Genomic DNA, 14,441 nt, shown 5'->3' on the forward strand with positions numbered 1-14,441 from the left:
CGGATTTGCGCGACGCGATTGGGAAAGGGTTTTCAATGAACAAGGCAATCACCGACGGCATCGTGTTCATGCCGCCTCAATTCGCGAATGGTCTGACGGTCTGGTCTGCGGGGGACGGAACACCCGGATCCCCCACATATGGCGGGTCCGGTACCGGGGTATTTGTTCCGGCGGATGCGGATTTTGCCGGTTGTCTTGAGATCCTGAAGGTCAACACAACCCAGCAATTGCGTTACATGGGGCAGACACCGATCCTGCCCGGTTGCTATTTGCAGATCACAGCCCGGGTCAAGGCGATAAGCGGCCCCTTGCCGTCGGTGCGCATTGCAGCCTGGGCCGGTGGCGCGGGTGATGTGCACGTAGCCGGTGTTGTGGAGCAGGGGCCGGCCACCCAGCTGTCGGGCTATGGCACGGTTCAAGAGATCACCGCGATTGTCGGCACCGGCCAGCGCCCGGGCGTGGACATGCCCTGGGGGCTGGCCGCCCTTTACGGGCATTTCGGCCTGGATATCGAAGGGGCCAACGGCGCTCTGGTGCGCGTCGATGATCTTGAGATCACCGATGTCACCGGGTTCTTTCTGCGCGAGATGATCAGCCTGGTCGATGTGCGCGACTTTGGTGCCGTTGGTGACGGTGTGACGGATGACTCGGTTGCGTTTGAGGCGGCGGATCAGGCGGCCGGTGGCCGCCGGGTCTTTGTTCCGCAAGGCACCTATCACCTTGCGGAAAACACCAGTATCGATGCGGAGATTGAATTCGAAGGCACCGTCACCATGCCGGATGACAAGATGCTGTTGCTGACCAAGGATTTCCATCTGCCCGCATATATCGAGGCGTTCGGAGATGAGGAGCTGGCCTTCAAGAAGGCGTTTCAGGCGCTATTGAATAATTCGGATCACGACTCGTTGGATCTGGGCGGGCGCAAGATTTCCGTTTCCGCACCGATCGACATGGCCGCTGCGGTTCCCAACAAGCAAAGCGGCTTTTCAACGCGCCGCGTGATCCGCAACGGGCAGTTCGATGTCAAAAGCGGTACCGCCTGGGACACCGAAACCTTCACCTCTGTCGCCACCTATGACCCCTTAGACAAGACACGCCTGACCAATGTCGCCAATGTGGCCAATATTCCTGTGGGATCGCTGGTTGAGGGCAGTGGTGTCGGGCGTGAGGTTTACGTGCGCTCGAAGAACATAGGTGCCGGTGAGATGACCCTGAGCGCGCCCATCTATGACGCCGCCGGTACCCAGACCTTTACCTTTCAGTCGTTCAAATACCTGCTGGATTTCAGCGGTTTTGATACGTTGCGGAAATTCGGCATGGAACAGATCGAGTTTCAGTGCAACAGCCGGTGCAGCGGCATTCGTCTGGCGGCCTCGGGCAGTACGTTTTCGTTGAAAGATTGCTTTATCAGTCGCCCGAAGGATCGGGGCCTGACCTCGACCGCGACGGGGTGCAAGGGGCTGCTGATCGACAATTGCCAGTTCCTGTCCTCAGAAGAAGCGCTTGACGTGACGGACCGGAATTCCATCGGGCTGAACACCAACTCGAACGATGTGAAGCTGCGTCACAATCGGGCGGTACGGTTCAAGCATTTTGCCGTTCTGGGCGGCGGTACTAATTTGGTTCTGGGCAACCATTTCTTTCAGGGCGACGGCATCCCGCAGGGGGTCCGTACCGCGGGGCTGATCATGATCGGCACCTACAACACTTCGACCATTGCCGAGAACTATGTCGACAACTGCTTTATCGAATGGACCAACGAACGCGATGCGGCACCCACCTATACCAGCGGGTTTTCGTTCAGTTCGATGAGCATCACGGACAATATCTTTTTCTCGGGCGATGCGCCGGCCTGGTTCAGCTATATCATCATCCGCCCCTATGGCGCTGGCCATTACCTGAATGGTGTGACGGTGACCGGGAACAAGTTCCGCGCCACCAGCGGTTCGATCGACCGGGCGGAACGGGTCGATACGTCTTTTGCCGATCTGGACAATAACAGGCATTCGAACGTGACCTACGAGAACAATACCTATCACGGGATTGGCAAGAGATCCTCGAACCCGCTGCGCATCCGCAGCCAGCAGAACTCGGTCGCGAATGTCTGGACTGTTTCGGCAAACGGCGAATTGCCATTTGGCGGCAAGGCGCGCGGTTGCGACGGGGTCACTGCCATCGGGTCGCTGACCGGGGTGTTCAACAACCTTGTCTATTCGGCCCCTCATGTTCTGACGGAACAGGGGGCCAGTGGCGACAGTCTTATTCTGCGTTGGCCGGATCACCTGAAAGGCGAAGTCTCGGTCACGATGCGCATGGAGCGTTGAAACAGCGGCTGGCCGCCCATTCCGGGGTGGCCAGCCGCCTGATAAACGGGCGCAGAAAAGCGCGGATTGGCGCAGCGGCAAGGAAATAGGCGACGTTTCAATCTGATGTGCTAGGCTTGGGGAAAGAAATGGAGAATCCCGATGCCGAAAATCGCCAAAAACGCCAGTGTTCAGACAGTTATCACCACGTTTGAAATGACGCCCGGCACCTGTCAGGACCTTTTGGAGGCGCTGACCGACGCCTATTCCGAGTTCATCTCGAAGCAGCCCGGGTTTGTTTCTGCGGGGCTTCATGTGAATGATGCGCAAACCCGGATCGCCAACTATTCGCAATGGCAACGCCGCGAGGATTTCCTGGCCATGCTGCGGACCCCCGAGATGCGAGACCGCAACCGCAAGATCAACGAGCTATGCAAGAGCTTTGAGCCGGTCATGTATGACGTTGCAGAGACATTTGGCTCTACCTGACCTGAATCAAAGCCTGCCGTGCATGTCTGTTTCAAAGTAAGTCTGCAAAACGGAGGCGCATGCTATGTATCACAACATTCTCGTTCCGATCTCTTTCGATGCTGAAAGAGACACGTCCGGACCGTTGAAACTGGCCCGGGTTCTGGCCACGCCGGACGCGCAGGTCACATTGCTGCATGTGGTTGAGCATATTCCGAATTATGCAATCTCGTACATGCCGGCGGAATATCTGACCGAGGCCCGAAAGGCGATTCAGTCAGAGCTGGATACGCTGGCGTCGCAATTGCCGAATGCAACGGGCATGGTGGTCGAAGGGCATTCCGGCCGGACCATTCTGGACTGGGCCGAGGCGCATCACCCGGACCTGATCATCGTGGCCTCGCACCGGCCGGGGATGCAGGATCTGCTGTTGGGATCAACCGCGTCCCATATTGTGCGCCACGCCCCTTGCGCGGTGCATGTGGTTCGGTGACGGCCGGACATCACTGGCAGTAAGCAAAATTGTGCCTGTGCGGGCGGTGGTTTCAGGCCGGGCCAGATTTTTTGAACCCGGTGGAACTGTGTTGCCTCGGCTTTGCCACATATTGCCCTTATGGGTCGGGGCATGTTGTTCAAGAAACCAACGCAGGAAGCACCTGATCTGAACCCGCGCTCGGCCAAACGGCATCTGCGCGCCGAGGCGGCGCGGCGGCAGGCGCTGTCCCCGCTGCGGATACTGATCATGGTTCTGCTGCTGCCGCTGACGACCGCGCTGATTGCCACGGGCGTCTTTCTGCGCACCTCGGGCTATGAGCGGGACGAGGCGGTGATCCACCTGATCGCGCTGGCGGGATGTGATGCGACACAGGCCATGGGGATCGGGCCATTCCGCGCAGGGCAGCCGGGCTATCATGAGCGCAACGACCCGGATGGTGACGGGGTGGCCTGCGGGTATGCCGAGCTGGAGCTGCCACGCGCGACCACCGTGCAGGCACAGGACCAGCCGAAGCCGCGCGAACGGTCAGTGGGAAGCGCCAAGTTCGTGCGCCCCTGAATTCTCGGGGCGGGAAAGGGCTAACCTTTCATCGCCTGTAGCAGTTCCAGCAACCCTTTGCGGTCGTCGTCACTGGCATAATCGCCGGTGGCCAGCCGTTCGGCGATACGCAGGCGCAGGCGTTCCTGTTGGGTGCGGACCTCTTCCCCGGCGGTTTCGGCCAGCGTCTTCATGATCACCGCCACGGCCTGTTGGCGCTTGGTGGTGGGGTTTGCGATGTAATCGACAAGGCTCTGCTGGCCGGAATCGAGGATGTTTTCGGCCAGTTCACGCAGTTGGTCGCCATTGGGCAGCAGCGGGGCGGGGGCCTGTTCGGGGGGCAGGATTTCCGGCAGGTTGCGCGGGGTCTCGGCCAGGGCGTTCGCGCCATCGACAAAGGCTTCGGTGATCATCCGCGTGATCTTGATCGCGCGCGGATCCTTGAACAGAGCCGAGGCGATGGCCACGCCGTAATCGGTATAGACCCACGGATTGACCCGCCGCCCGCCGCGGCCTTTGGGTTTTGATATCACATTCTGTGATTGCAAATCGGCAACCTCGGCATCGGTCAGCTGAAAGCGGTAGCCTTCGAACAGGTCGGTGTTTCGCGAGACGGCCTGATTGAAGGCACTGACGGATTTTCCGTAGAACTGCGCCAGATCCTCGGCCAGCACCACACGGGTGCCGCGCACCCTGTGAATGGCGTTTTGCACCTCATGCGCGCTGGGCAGGTTTTTCGGGTTCGTCATGGCAACCGTTTGGAATCACAATTTGTGATTTCAAACGTGGAGGAGGGTGGGGCGGGGTGCAAGGGTGGAGTGTGGGGATCTCCTTGCCCAAAACCTGATAAACCGCGTGCTCAGCCGGGCGTATTGCGCAGATAGGCAAAGCGATAGGCAAGCGCGACGCCGCCTGCGCCGCCGACAATATTGCCGATCGTGACCCAGAACAGGTTGCCCATGGCCGCACCCAAACCGAAATCGGCACCGGCAAGCGCGCCCTGCGGCAGCAGGTACATATTGGCGACCGAATGTTCGAGCCCCAACAGGACAAACGCCGCAATGGGCCAGAGTACCGCCATGACCTTGCCCGCCGCTGTTCTGGCCGCAAAGCTCAGCCAGACGGCAAGGCAGACCAACGCGTTGCACAGAACGCCGCGCGCAAACGCCTGGGTGGACGAGAGGTCGGCCTTGCCATTTGCGATTGCTGATGCGGTGGCCCCCATGGGCCCGTCCAGCAAGCCGGTTGCAGCGAAGGCCAAAGCCAGCGCGATGGCCCCGACCAAATTCCCAAGGTACACGAGGCCCCAGTTGCGCAGCAGGGCGCGCGGCGAGATTTTCCGATCCACCGCCGCGATGGTCATCAGGGCGTTTCCGGTGAACAGCTCGGCCCCGCCGACGACCACAAGGATCAAGCCCAGCGAGAACACGACGCCACCCAGAAACCGGGCCGGTCCAAACCCCGGGTCAACGCCGGTCATGACCATAGTATAGGCGGCCCCGCCGAAGCCGATGAACACGCCCGCGAGTATCGCCAGAGTCAGTGTCTGGCCGACCGTGAGATGTGCCTTGGCAACGCCAGCGGTTTCAACCAGCTCGGCGATCTGGGCGGGTTTGTAGGCGTCTATGCCGGTTGGGTTCTGTGTTTGCATGGGACCCACTTTGCCGACGCATTCGCGTTTCGACATTGATTGGGATCAAGCATCCATCGGTGCAAAAACAACCGCACTGGGGGTGAGACTGCAACCCTGAAGGGACAGCCGCCCGGATGCAGTGCGGTGTATGGTTGAAAATCGGCGCAAATCGCCGGTATCAATGCGAGATTTCGGGCCGTCGTGCTAGGGTACGCGCGGCGGGGCCGTTCCGGCCGTGTTACATGGCAATTTTGCCAGACGTCGGAGGAAAGTGATGTTTGCACGAATTACCCAATACAAAATGAAGCCCGGTACGCGCGAGGCGGCGACGGCGAAGATGAATGAATTGAAATCCGACATCATGGGTATGCCCGGCATGCACAGCTTTACCAACGTGATGAACGAGGATGGTTCAGGCTATGTGATCTCGGTGGTCGAAAGCGAGGCGACCTCGAACGCAAACGCGCCTAAAGTGGCCGAGCTGTGGGGCCATTTCGCCGAATTCATGGAAGGGCCGCCGACGCCGGTTGGGTACGACGTGATTGCCCATTGGGATAAGGGGTAACGGTTCGGGCGGGGGGTTCCCGCCCTTTTTTGAGGCGGTGTGTAGGATGGGTGATTTCACCCATCATTGTGCGGTCGTCAGAAAAGATGGGTGCGAGAACCCATCTTTTTCAACGCTTGTTAGCGTCACCTAAGGCTGCCGAGTTGGAATAGATGACTTGATGTCCGTCGAAGTGAACGACTCTAAAAATGAGATCACTTCGTCTATGAGATCACTACTCTCAATTTGCTGCCCCTCAATTTCAAAGCGTAGGCCGTCGGAAACTCCAGCGATTGAGTTTTCATTGTAAATAGGCCCTCTATTGCGTTGAAGTTCTTGCTTCGCAAAAGGTATCCTAATCGTTGTCAGCTTCTTCTTTAGTTCACTAATGGCAGTTTGTTTTTCCGACGAGAAGCAATCTCTGTGTTGAGACATTGTTCTTACGACTTCATATGCACCCAGAACCCATATCCAGAACAAGTCGTTGTATTCTAAAACGTTTTCTATTGGTTCGCCGCTCGGCCAGTTTTGGCTCAAGTTGGTGAGATTTTGGCTAACCCTTTCAAGGCTGTCAGCCTGACAAGCTGTGTATATCGAAAATCGCAACAATGGCTTTTGGTTTAAAACGTCATCTACATCTGTCATCTACCTCTTCCGCCTCTTCACATTCCCACCCCGTTGCCCGGGTCGTCCAGCCGTTGACCGACCGCGTGACTTCACGGCGGCTTCCGAGGCTTTCTCGACCGCCCATTGGCGGGCCATGGGGTCGTCGGCGATGGCCAGATCGACCGCTTCCAGACGTTTGATTTCATCCCGGATGTTGGCGGCCTCTTCGAATTCCAGATTCTCGGCAGCTTTGCGCATCTGGTCGCGCAGCCCGTTCAGGTGCGCCTCGAGGTTGGCGCCGTGCATCGGTTTGTCGATGGTGGCGGTGACGCGGTTCATGTCCACGTCGCCCTCATACAGCCCGGCCAGAACATCCTCGACATTCTTTTTCACGGTCGCGGGCGTGATACCGTGTTCCTCGTTATAGGCCATCTGCTTGGCGCGGCGGCGGTCGGTTTCGGCCAGCGCGCGTTCCATCGAACCGGTGATCTTGTCGGCATACATGATCACCCGGCCATCGGCGTTGCGCGCGGCACGGCCGATGGTCTGGACCAACGAGGTCTCGGACCGCAGAAAGCCTTCCTTGTCGGCGTCCAGAATGGCGACCAGCCCACATTCGGGAATGTCGAGCCCTTCACGCAGCAGGTTGATGCCGACCAGTACGTCGAAGGCGCCCAGACGCAGGTCGCGCAAAATCTCGATCCGTTCCAGCGTGTCGATATCGGAATGCATGTAGCGCACCTTGATACCCTGTTCGTGCAGGTATTCGGTAAGGTCCTCGGCCATGCGTTTGGTCAGCGTCGTGACCAGCGTGCGGTAGCCATCGGCGGCGACCTTGCGCACCTCGTCCAGCAGGTCGTCGACCTGCATCGACACGGGGCGGATTTCGACCTGCGGGTCCAGCAGGCCGGTGGGGCGGATCACCTGTTCGGTGAAGACGCCGCCGGTCTGGTCCAGCTCCCACGCGGCGGGGGTGGCCGAGACGAAGACGGATTGCGGGCGCATGGCATCCCATTCCTCGAACTTCAAAGGCCGGTTGTCCATGCAGGACGGCAGGCGGAACCCGTGTTCGGCCAGCGTGAACTTGCGCCGATAGTCGCCCCGGTACATGCCGCCGATCTGCGGCACGCTGACATGGGATTCGTCGGCAAAGACAATGGCGTTGTCGGGGATGAATTCGAACAGGGTCGGGGGCGGCTCGCCCGGCGCGCGGCCGGTCAGATAGCGCGAATAGTTCTCGATCCCGTTGCAGACGCCGGTGGCCTCGAGCATTTCCAGATCGAAATTGGTGCGCTGTTCCAGCCGCTGCGCTTCCAGAAGTTTGCCTTCGCCGACCAGCTGGTCGAGGCGCATCCGCAGTTCTTTTTTGATCCCGATGATCGCCTGCTGCATCGTCGGTTTCGGCGTCACGTAGTGGGAATTCGCATAGACCCGGATATGGTTCATCGTGTCGGTTTTTTCGCCGGTCAGCGGGTCGAATTCGGTGACCTGTTCCAGTTCCTCGCCGAAGAAGGACAGTTTCCAGGCGCGGTCTTCAAGGTGGGCGGGCCAGATTTCCAGGCTGTCGCCCCGCACTCGGAATGAGCCGCGCTGAAACCCCTGATCGTTGCGGCGGTATTGCTGGGCCACCAGATCGGCCATCACCTGCCGCTGATCGTATTCGTGACCGACCTTCAGATCCTGCGTCATCGCCCCGTAGGTTTCGACCGAGCCGATACCGTAGATGCAGCTGACCGAAGCAACGATGATCACGTCATCGCGTTCCAGCAGCGCCCGCGTGGCTGAATGGCGCATCCGGTCGATCTGTTCGTTGATCTGCGATTCTTTCTCGATATAGGTATCGGACCGCGGCACATAGGCCTCGGGCTGGTAATAGTCGTAATAGGACACGAAATATTCCACCGAGTTTTCTGGGAAGAAGCCCTTGAATTCACCGTATAGCTGCGCCGCCAGCGTTTTGTTGGGGGCCAGGATGATGGCGGGGCGCTGGGTTTCCTCGATCACCTTGGCCATGGTGAAGGTCTTGCCCGTTCCGGTCGCGCCCAGCAGCACCTGATCGCGTTCCCCGTCCAGCACGCCGCCCGCCAGTTCCTTGATCGCCGTGGGCTGATCGCCCGCCGGGTTGAATTCGGTATGCATCACGAATTGCTTGCCGCCTTCCAGTTTCAGGCGCGCGCGCACGTCTTCGGCGGTCAGTTGGGTCTTGTCGGAATGGGCGTATGGCATAGGCAGGCTCCGGGCGTCAGGCCCTTACATTTGTTCTTATTTTGTCCAACTGCAAGGGCCGATCCGGATTCATTGCCCGTAACGCGGTCTGAGGCCGTGCGACGGGTGAGTCGTTGTATTGTTCTTGCGTTTGTTTGGCGCGACCTTATCCCAGCCTGATGACAGTTTCTGGCATGAGTTCGAGGGCGAGGGCCGCGACAATTGCAATCTTGCCCCCGGGCGCGCTCTGACGCATAAACGGGCTCAGCCAAGTGAGTACGGAGAGGCGACATGCGCGCACGGATCTACCAGCCCGCAAGAAATGCGATGACCTCGGGGATGGCCAAGACCCGCAAATGGGTTCTGGAATACGCCCCGGCCTCGGCGCGCGAGGTTGATCCGCTGATGGGCTGGACGTCGTCCAGCGACACGCAGGCTCAGGTGCGCCTGAAGTTCGACACGCGGGAAGAGGCGCTGGATTATGCCAAGGCCCACGGTATCGATGCCGAGGTCAGCGAGCCGCACAAGCGCAAACCCAATCTGCGCGCGCGGGGCTATGGCGAGAATTTCGCAACCGACCGGCGCGCCCCCTGGACGCACTGAATGATCGAAATCCGAGAGGCTGACCCGACATCGGACGTATTGCGCCCGATTGTCGATGCGCATTTTGCCCATGGTGAAACTGCGGGACCTGCGGAAAGCAACCACACGATGGACGCTGAAGCCTTGGCCGGGCCGGGGGTGCGGTTCTGGGCCATTTTTGACGGACAGCAGCCATTGGGATGCGGTGCGCTGAAAGCGCTGCCCGATGGAACCGCCGAAGTAAAATCAGTGCATATTCTGGCGCAGGCAAGAGGGCGCGGGCTGGCGCGCGTGCTGATGGTGCATCTGGCTGAACAGGCTGGCGCAGAGGGGTGCGAGGCTTTGGTTCTTGAGACCGGGGCGAGCCATCTTCGCGAATATGATGCCGCCCGCAAGCTGTATGAGTCGCTGGGATATTCCTATTGCGGGCCTATCTTTGGGTATGTTGATGATCCCAACAGCGCATTCATGCGCTTGCCTCTTGAACCCCGCGGGTAAAAACCGCAAGAAGGGCGCAGCGGTCCCTTAGCTCAACTGGATAGAGCAGCTGACTTCTAATCAGCAGGTTGAGGGTTCGAGTCCTTCAGGGATCGCCACTGTCAAACCAGATCAATACAGGACATGCGCCTGCTTTGGTCGGCACGATGTGATCTTGTGGCTGTTTGGTGTGGTGTGAGGGGCTGGACGAGGGGGTCATGCCAGCCCCTCTAAGGGGGTCACAGAGTGGTAGTATGTGTTCCTTACGTACAATCTAACGTGATTCACCGGGCGGCGATATTGGGGGATTCCCGTAGGCTGGCATTTGCGCGGAAATATGCGTGTCAGGCAGTGCAATCCTGTTGAGATCAGACCGGTTTTTGCGCGGTATTCGCGTTGAGGCTGCGGGAACGACTGGCAAAACCGGGGACGATGCAAAAAAATATATTGCAACCGGTTGCAAAGAAAATCATTGTTACGCACAACAACAAGATTCGGGAGCGCTGCATGTTGAGGGTCGGATTGCTGGGTGCCGGGCGTATTGGGCGTGTTCATGCGCAGGCTATATCTTCCCATCAGGGAAGCAGGCTGTGTGCGGTATCCGATGCGCTGCCCGAGGCGGCAGCCAGCCTGGCGGGTGAATATGGGGCCGAGGCGCGCAGTTCAGAAGAAATAATCGCTGATCCCGAGATTGACGCGGTTCTGATTGCAACGCCGACGGATACGCATTCCGACCTGATTGAGGCGGCCACGGGCGCTGGCAAAGCTGTTCTGTGCGAAAAGCCCGTCGATCTGAGCCTTCAGAGGGCACAGGACTGTCTGACAGCCGTCGCAGGGCGCGGCAAACCTGTCATGATCGGGTTTAACCGGCGGTTCGATCCCAATTTTGCAGCTTTGAAGGCTGGTTTGGACGCAGGTGAAATCGGCAAGGCCGAACTGTTGTCGATCACGTCATTTGACCCGGCCCCGCCACCGGTCAGCTATGTAAAAGTGTCTGGTGGACTGTTTCGGGACATGATGATCCACGATTTCGACATGGCGAACTTTCTGATGGGGGATGTGCCCCAGATCGTCACAGCGGTGGGATCGTCGCTTGTGGACGCAGAGATCGGCGCGGCAGGCGATGTGGATACGGCCGTGGTCACAATGACTTACGCGGACGGCCGGATTGCGGTCATCAAGAACTCGCGCCGGGCGGCCTATGGCTATGACCAGCGGGTCGAATTGCTGGGCTCGGAAGGGTTGTTGCAGGCGCATAACATGCTGGAAAACACCGTCGTGAAATCGACGGCAAATGGCGTTGTGGGCGCGAAGCCGACTTATTTCTTTCTGGAGCGTTACATGCCGGCCTATCGCGTGGAATGGGCCGCATTTGTTGATGCCGTCGGCGGCAGTTCCGACGTTCCCGTCACGTTGCAGGATGGAGTGGCGGCGCTGGCGATGGCCGAGGCCGCGACCCTGTCAGCGCAGACGGGAAAGCCCGTCCAGATGGAGGAAATTTTGAAACCGGTTGCAAAATGACCAAAATTCTTCAAACTAACGACAGCTCGGCCCTGCGCCGCAGCCACTGAGATTCGGCACAGCCGGATGATTGGGGCCGGTACCCCAACAGAAGATCAGACTGAACCAATGGGAGGAAACTGAAATGAAGAAATTCGTTAAAGGTGCACTTGCCGCGGGGGCACTGGCCCTGGCGACGCCCGCTCTTGCGCAGGACATCGTGGTCGTATCGCATGGCCAGGCCAACGACGCGTTCTGGAACGTCGTGAAGAACGGTGTTGAACAGGCTGGCAAGGATGTCGGTGTGAATGTGGAATACCGCGCGCCGGAAACTTTCGACATGGTGGCCATGTCGCAGCTGATCGACGCTGCCGTGAACCAGGAACCCGATGGCCTGATCGTTTCGATCCCGGATGCGGATGCGCTTGGCCCGTCAATCGAACGTGCCGTTGCCGCTGGCATCCCGGTGATCTCGATCAACTCGGGATCGGATGTGTCGAAACAGCTGGGTGCGTTGCTGCACGTGGGTCAGGACGAGTTTGACGCAGGTAAAGCTGCGGGCGAACAACTGGCTTCGATGGGGGGCAAAACCGCGATCTGTGTGAACCACGAAGTGGGCAACGTTGCGCTGGACCTGCGTTGTGCAGGTTTCGCGGAAGGCTTTGGCGGTAATGTCGAAGTTCTGCCAACCTCGAACGATCCGTCGGAAATCGAGTCGAAAGTCTCGGCTGCTCTGGCCGCTAACGAAGCCGTCGATACGGTCATGGCGCTGGGTGCAAGCTCGGCCGGTGAGCCGACTGTTGCCGCAGTCAAAGCATCGGGCCGTGACGTGAATGTTGCGTCCTTCGACCTGTCGGCCAACTTCCTGCAATCGATTGCGGATGGCGACGCGGCCTTTGCCATCGACCAGCAGCAGTATCTGCAAGGGTATCTGTCTGTGAACTTCATGGGCCTGCACGCGAAATACGGCCTGATGCCCGGTGGTAACGTTCCTTCGGGTCCGAACCTGATCACTCAGGACAAGGCCGCGCAGGTGATCGAGCTGTCCGCGCAGGGCATCCGCTGATCCACACCGCAACCTGAACAAAACGGGGCGGCGCGGTGGCGCCGTTCCCATCCAAGTGGGAGGAAACGATGAGTGACTCAGCGCAAATCGCCGGGGACGAAAGGGTCAAGAAAGAACCTTTCATGACCAAGCTCATGAAACGGCCCGAACTCGGTGCGATGGCGGGCGTCGTTCTGGTGGTCATCTTCTTTGCCATCACAGCAGACGATTCGATGTTTACCCTGGCCGGGGTCATGAACTTCATGACACCTGCGGCACAGCTGGGCATTCTGGCAATCGGCGCAGCGCTTTTGATGATCGGTGGCGAGTTTGATCTGTCCATCGGATCGATGGTAGCGTTTGCGGGCCTGTTTTTCGGCGTCTGTGTGGTGACATGGCAGTTGCCACTGATCATTGCGATCCCCATGACATTTGTATTCGCGGCATTCGTCGGGGCAGTGAACGGAAATATCGTCATAAGATCCGGCCTGCCGTCCTTTATCGTGACGCTGGCTTTCCTGTTCATTCTGCGTGGCTTGTCCCTTGTTGGCCTCAAGGCGGCGACCGGAGGGTCGACCCAGTTGCGCGGTGTGCGTGACGTGGTTGAAAACGACTGGCTGGCACCGTTCTTTTCGGGCGAAGCCTTTGGCAGCCTGTTTGCCTGGCTGGCGGCCAACGGCATGATCGACACCTTCAAAAGCGGAGCACCCAAGGTCCCCGGCGTTCCGGTCGAAATCCTGTGGTTCATCGTGCTGACATTGGCCGCCACCTATGTGTTGCTGCGGACCCCTGCCGGAAACTGGATTTTCGCGGCGGGCGGTGACAGCACTGCGGCATCGAATTCCGGTGTTCCCGTGAGCAAGATCAAGGTGTCCCTGTTCATGCTGACCGCCTGCTGCGCTGCACTTGTTGCCATCATTACGGTGATCGACGCGGGCTCGACCGACGCACGGCGCGGTTTCCAGAAAGAATTCGAGGCGATCATCGCTGCCGTGATCGGGGGCTGCCTGCTGACGGGCGGATATGGCTCGGCCATCGGGGCGTTCTTTGGGTCGATCATCTTTGGCATGGTTGTCATCGGACTGACCTATACGGATTTCGATCAGGACTGGTTCCAGGTGTTCCTGGGCGCGATGCTGCTGATTGCCGTTCTGTTCAACAACGCGATCCGCAAACGCGTAACCGGGGAGCGCTGATATGACCGAAGATACCAAGTTCCACCACGGCGATGCGGCGGGCGATCAGCCCCCCATCGTGGAAATGAAGGATATCGAAAAGCACTTTGGCAACATCATCGCATTGGCGGGCGTCAGTTTTGACGTCAAGCCGGGTGAATGCCACTGTTTGCTGGGCGATAACGGTGCGGGCAAGTCGACCTTCATCAAGACCATGTCCGGGGTACATAAACCCACCAAGGGCGAGATCTTTTTCGAGGGCAAGCCGCTGCATTTCGACACCCCTCGGGATGCGATGGAGGCAGGCATCGCGACCGTGTTCCAGGATTTGGCGATGATCCCGCTGATGAGCGTCACGCGCAACTTTTTCATGGGGCGCGAGCCGACCAAGGGTAAGGGTCTGCTGAAGCGGTTCGATGTCGAACGCGCAAATGAGGTCTGCATGGAAGAGATGCGCAAGATGGGCATCAACCTGCGCGGGCCGGATCAGGCGGTTGGCACCCTGTCTGGGGGGGAACGGCAGACCGTTGCCATTGCCCGCGCCGTGTATTTCGGTGCCAAGATCCTGATCTTGGACGAACCGACCTCGGCCCTTGGTGTGCGCCAGACTTCGAACGTTCTGGCCACCATCGACAAGGTGCGCAGTCAGGGCGTCGGCGTGGTTTTCATCAGCCACAACGTGCGTCACGCGCTGGCGGTGGGCGACAGGTTCACTGTTTTGAACCGGGGCAAAACGCTGGGCACAGCAACGCGTGGCGAGATCACGCCAGAGCAGTTGCAGGACCTGATGGCAGGCGGTCAGGAAATGGCCGAGCTTGAGGGATCGCTGGGCGGTACGGTTTAAAGTACAGAATTTGGATGCCCTAATGG

15 protein-coding genes and 1 tRNA gene are annotated in these 14,441 nt (G+C 59.1%); 12 read left to right on the forward strand and 4 right to left on the reverse strand.

Features of this window, described 5'->3' with window-relative positions:
* Positions 1–35 precede the first annotated feature (35 nt).
* From AC2FLO_RS20230 to AC2FLO_RS20245, 4 genes are all read left to right on the forward strand, one after another.
* Positions 36–2,324 (forward strand): glycosyl hydrolase family 28-related protein, encoded by a 2,289-nt coding sequence (locus AC2FLO_RS20230; protein WP_496752318.1) that lies wholly within the window; start codon positions 36–38, stop codon positions 2,322–2,324.
* A gap of 141 nt (positions 2,325–2,465) precedes the next feature.
* Positions 2,466–2,792 carry an antibiotic biosynthesis monooxygenase family protein gene (locus AC2FLO_RS20235; protein ID WP_209507893.1) on the forward strand — a complete coding sequence of 109 codons (327 nt, stop codon included), beginning with the start codon at positions 2,466–2,468 and terminating at the stop codon, positions 2,790–2,792.
* Between the two features lie 64 nt (positions 2,793–2,856).
* Positions 2,857–3,264 (forward strand): universal stress protein, encoded by a 408-nt coding sequence (locus tag AC2FLO_RS20240; protein ID WP_496752319.1) that lies wholly within the window; start codon positions 2,857–2,859, stop codon positions 3,262–3,264.
* A 132-nt stretch (positions 3,265–3,396) separates the two neighbouring features.
* Entirely contained in the window at positions 3,397–3,825 is a 429-nt protein-coding gene (locus AC2FLO_RS20245; protein ID WP_480558898.1) for an excalibur calcium-binding domain-containing protein, read from the forward strand.
* 20 nt (positions 3,826–3,845) lie between these two features.
* Here AC2FLO_RS20245 and AC2FLO_RS20250 read toward each other — a convergent pair whose 3' ends face one another.
* Positions 3,846–4,553 (reverse strand): ORF6N domain-containing protein, encoded by a 708-nt coding sequence (locus AC2FLO_RS20250; protein WP_496752320.1) that lies wholly within the window; start codon positions 4,551–4,553, stop codon positions 3,846–3,848.
* A gap of 110 nt (positions 4,554–4,663) precedes the next feature.
* Positions 4,664–5,455 carry a formate/nitrite transporter family protein gene (locus AC2FLO_RS20255; RefSeq protein ID WP_496752322.1) on the reverse strand — a complete coding sequence of 264 codons (792 nt, stop codon included), beginning with the start codon at positions 5,453–5,455 and terminating at the stop codon, positions 4,664–4,666.
* A 256-nt stretch (positions 5,456–5,711) separates the two neighbouring features.
* Between AC2FLO_RS20255 and AC2FLO_RS20260 the strand changes: the two genes are divergently transcribed.
* Positions 5,712–6,002 (forward strand): antibiotic biosynthesis monooxygenase family protein, encoded by a 291-nt coding sequence (locus AC2FLO_RS20260; RefSeq protein ID WP_209507883.1) that lies wholly within the window; start codon positions 5,712–5,714, stop codon positions 6,000–6,002.
* A 129-nt stretch (positions 6,003–6,131) separates the two neighbouring features.
* Here the strand turns inward: AC2FLO_RS20260 and AC2FLO_RS20265 are convergent, their stop codons facing one another.
* On the reverse strand, positions 6,132–6,626 hold the full coding sequence (locus AC2FLO_RS20265; RefSeq protein WP_496752323.1) for a hypothetical protein: 495 nt from the start codon (positions 6,624–6,626) through the stop codon (positions 6,132–6,134).
* Positions 6,627–8,813, reverse strand: coding sequence for an excinuclease ABC subunit UvrB (uvrB, locus tag AC2FLO_RS20270; protein WP_496752324.1), 2,187 nt, complete (start codon positions 8,811–8,813; stop codon positions 6,627–6,629).
* 270 nt (positions 8,814–9,083) lie between these two features.
* On the opposite strand from uvrB, the gene AC2FLO_RS20275 reads away from it, so the two are divergent.
* The 7 genes from AC2FLO_RS20275 (at position 9,084) to AC2FLO_RS20305 (ending at position 14,415) form a co-directional block, all read left to right on the forward strand.
* Positions 9,084–9,395: an ETC complex I subunit gene (locus AC2FLO_RS20275; RefSeq protein ID WP_480518575.1), complete on the forward strand. Its 312-nt coding sequence runs from the start codon at positions 9,084–9,086 to the stop codon at positions 9,393–9,395.
* On the forward strand, positions 9,396–9,872 hold the full coding sequence (locus AC2FLO_RS20280; protein WP_267366437.1) for a GNAT family N-acetyltransferase: 477 nt from the start codon (positions 9,396–9,398) through the stop codon (positions 9,870–9,872).
* A gap of 21 nt (positions 9,873–9,893) precedes the next feature.
* A tRNA-Arg gene (locus AC2FLO_RS20285) sits at positions 9,894–9,970 on the forward strand.
* Between the two features lie 388 nt (positions 9,971–10,358).
* Positions 10,359–11,372, forward strand: a complete 1,014-nt coding sequence (gene iolG / locus AC2FLO_RS20290) for an inositol 2-dehydrogenase (protein ID WP_496752325.1) — start codon at positions 10,359–10,361, stop codon at positions 11,370–11,372.
* Between the two features lie 124 nt (positions 11,373–11,496).
* Positions 11,497–12,417, forward strand: a complete 921-nt coding sequence (locus AC2FLO_RS20295; RefSeq protein ID WP_267364100.1) for a sugar ABC transporter substrate-binding protein — start codon at positions 11,497–11,499, stop codon at positions 12,415–12,417.
* A 68-nt stretch (positions 12,418–12,485) separates the two neighbouring features.
* Positions 12,486–13,592: an ABC transporter permease gene (locus AC2FLO_RS20300; protein ID WP_496752326.1), complete on the forward strand. Its 1,107-nt coding sequence runs from the start codon at positions 12,486–12,488 to the stop codon at positions 13,590–13,592.
* A gap of 1 nt (position 13,593) precedes the next feature.
* On the forward strand, positions 13,594–14,415 hold the full coding sequence (locus AC2FLO_RS20305) for an ATP-binding cassette domain-containing protein (RefSeq protein WP_496752327.1): 822 nt from the start codon (positions 13,594–13,596) through the stop codon (positions 14,413–14,415).
* Positions 14,416–14,441 lie beyond the last annotated feature (26 nt).

Source organism: Ruegeria sp. TASC047, from assembly GCF_059612445.1.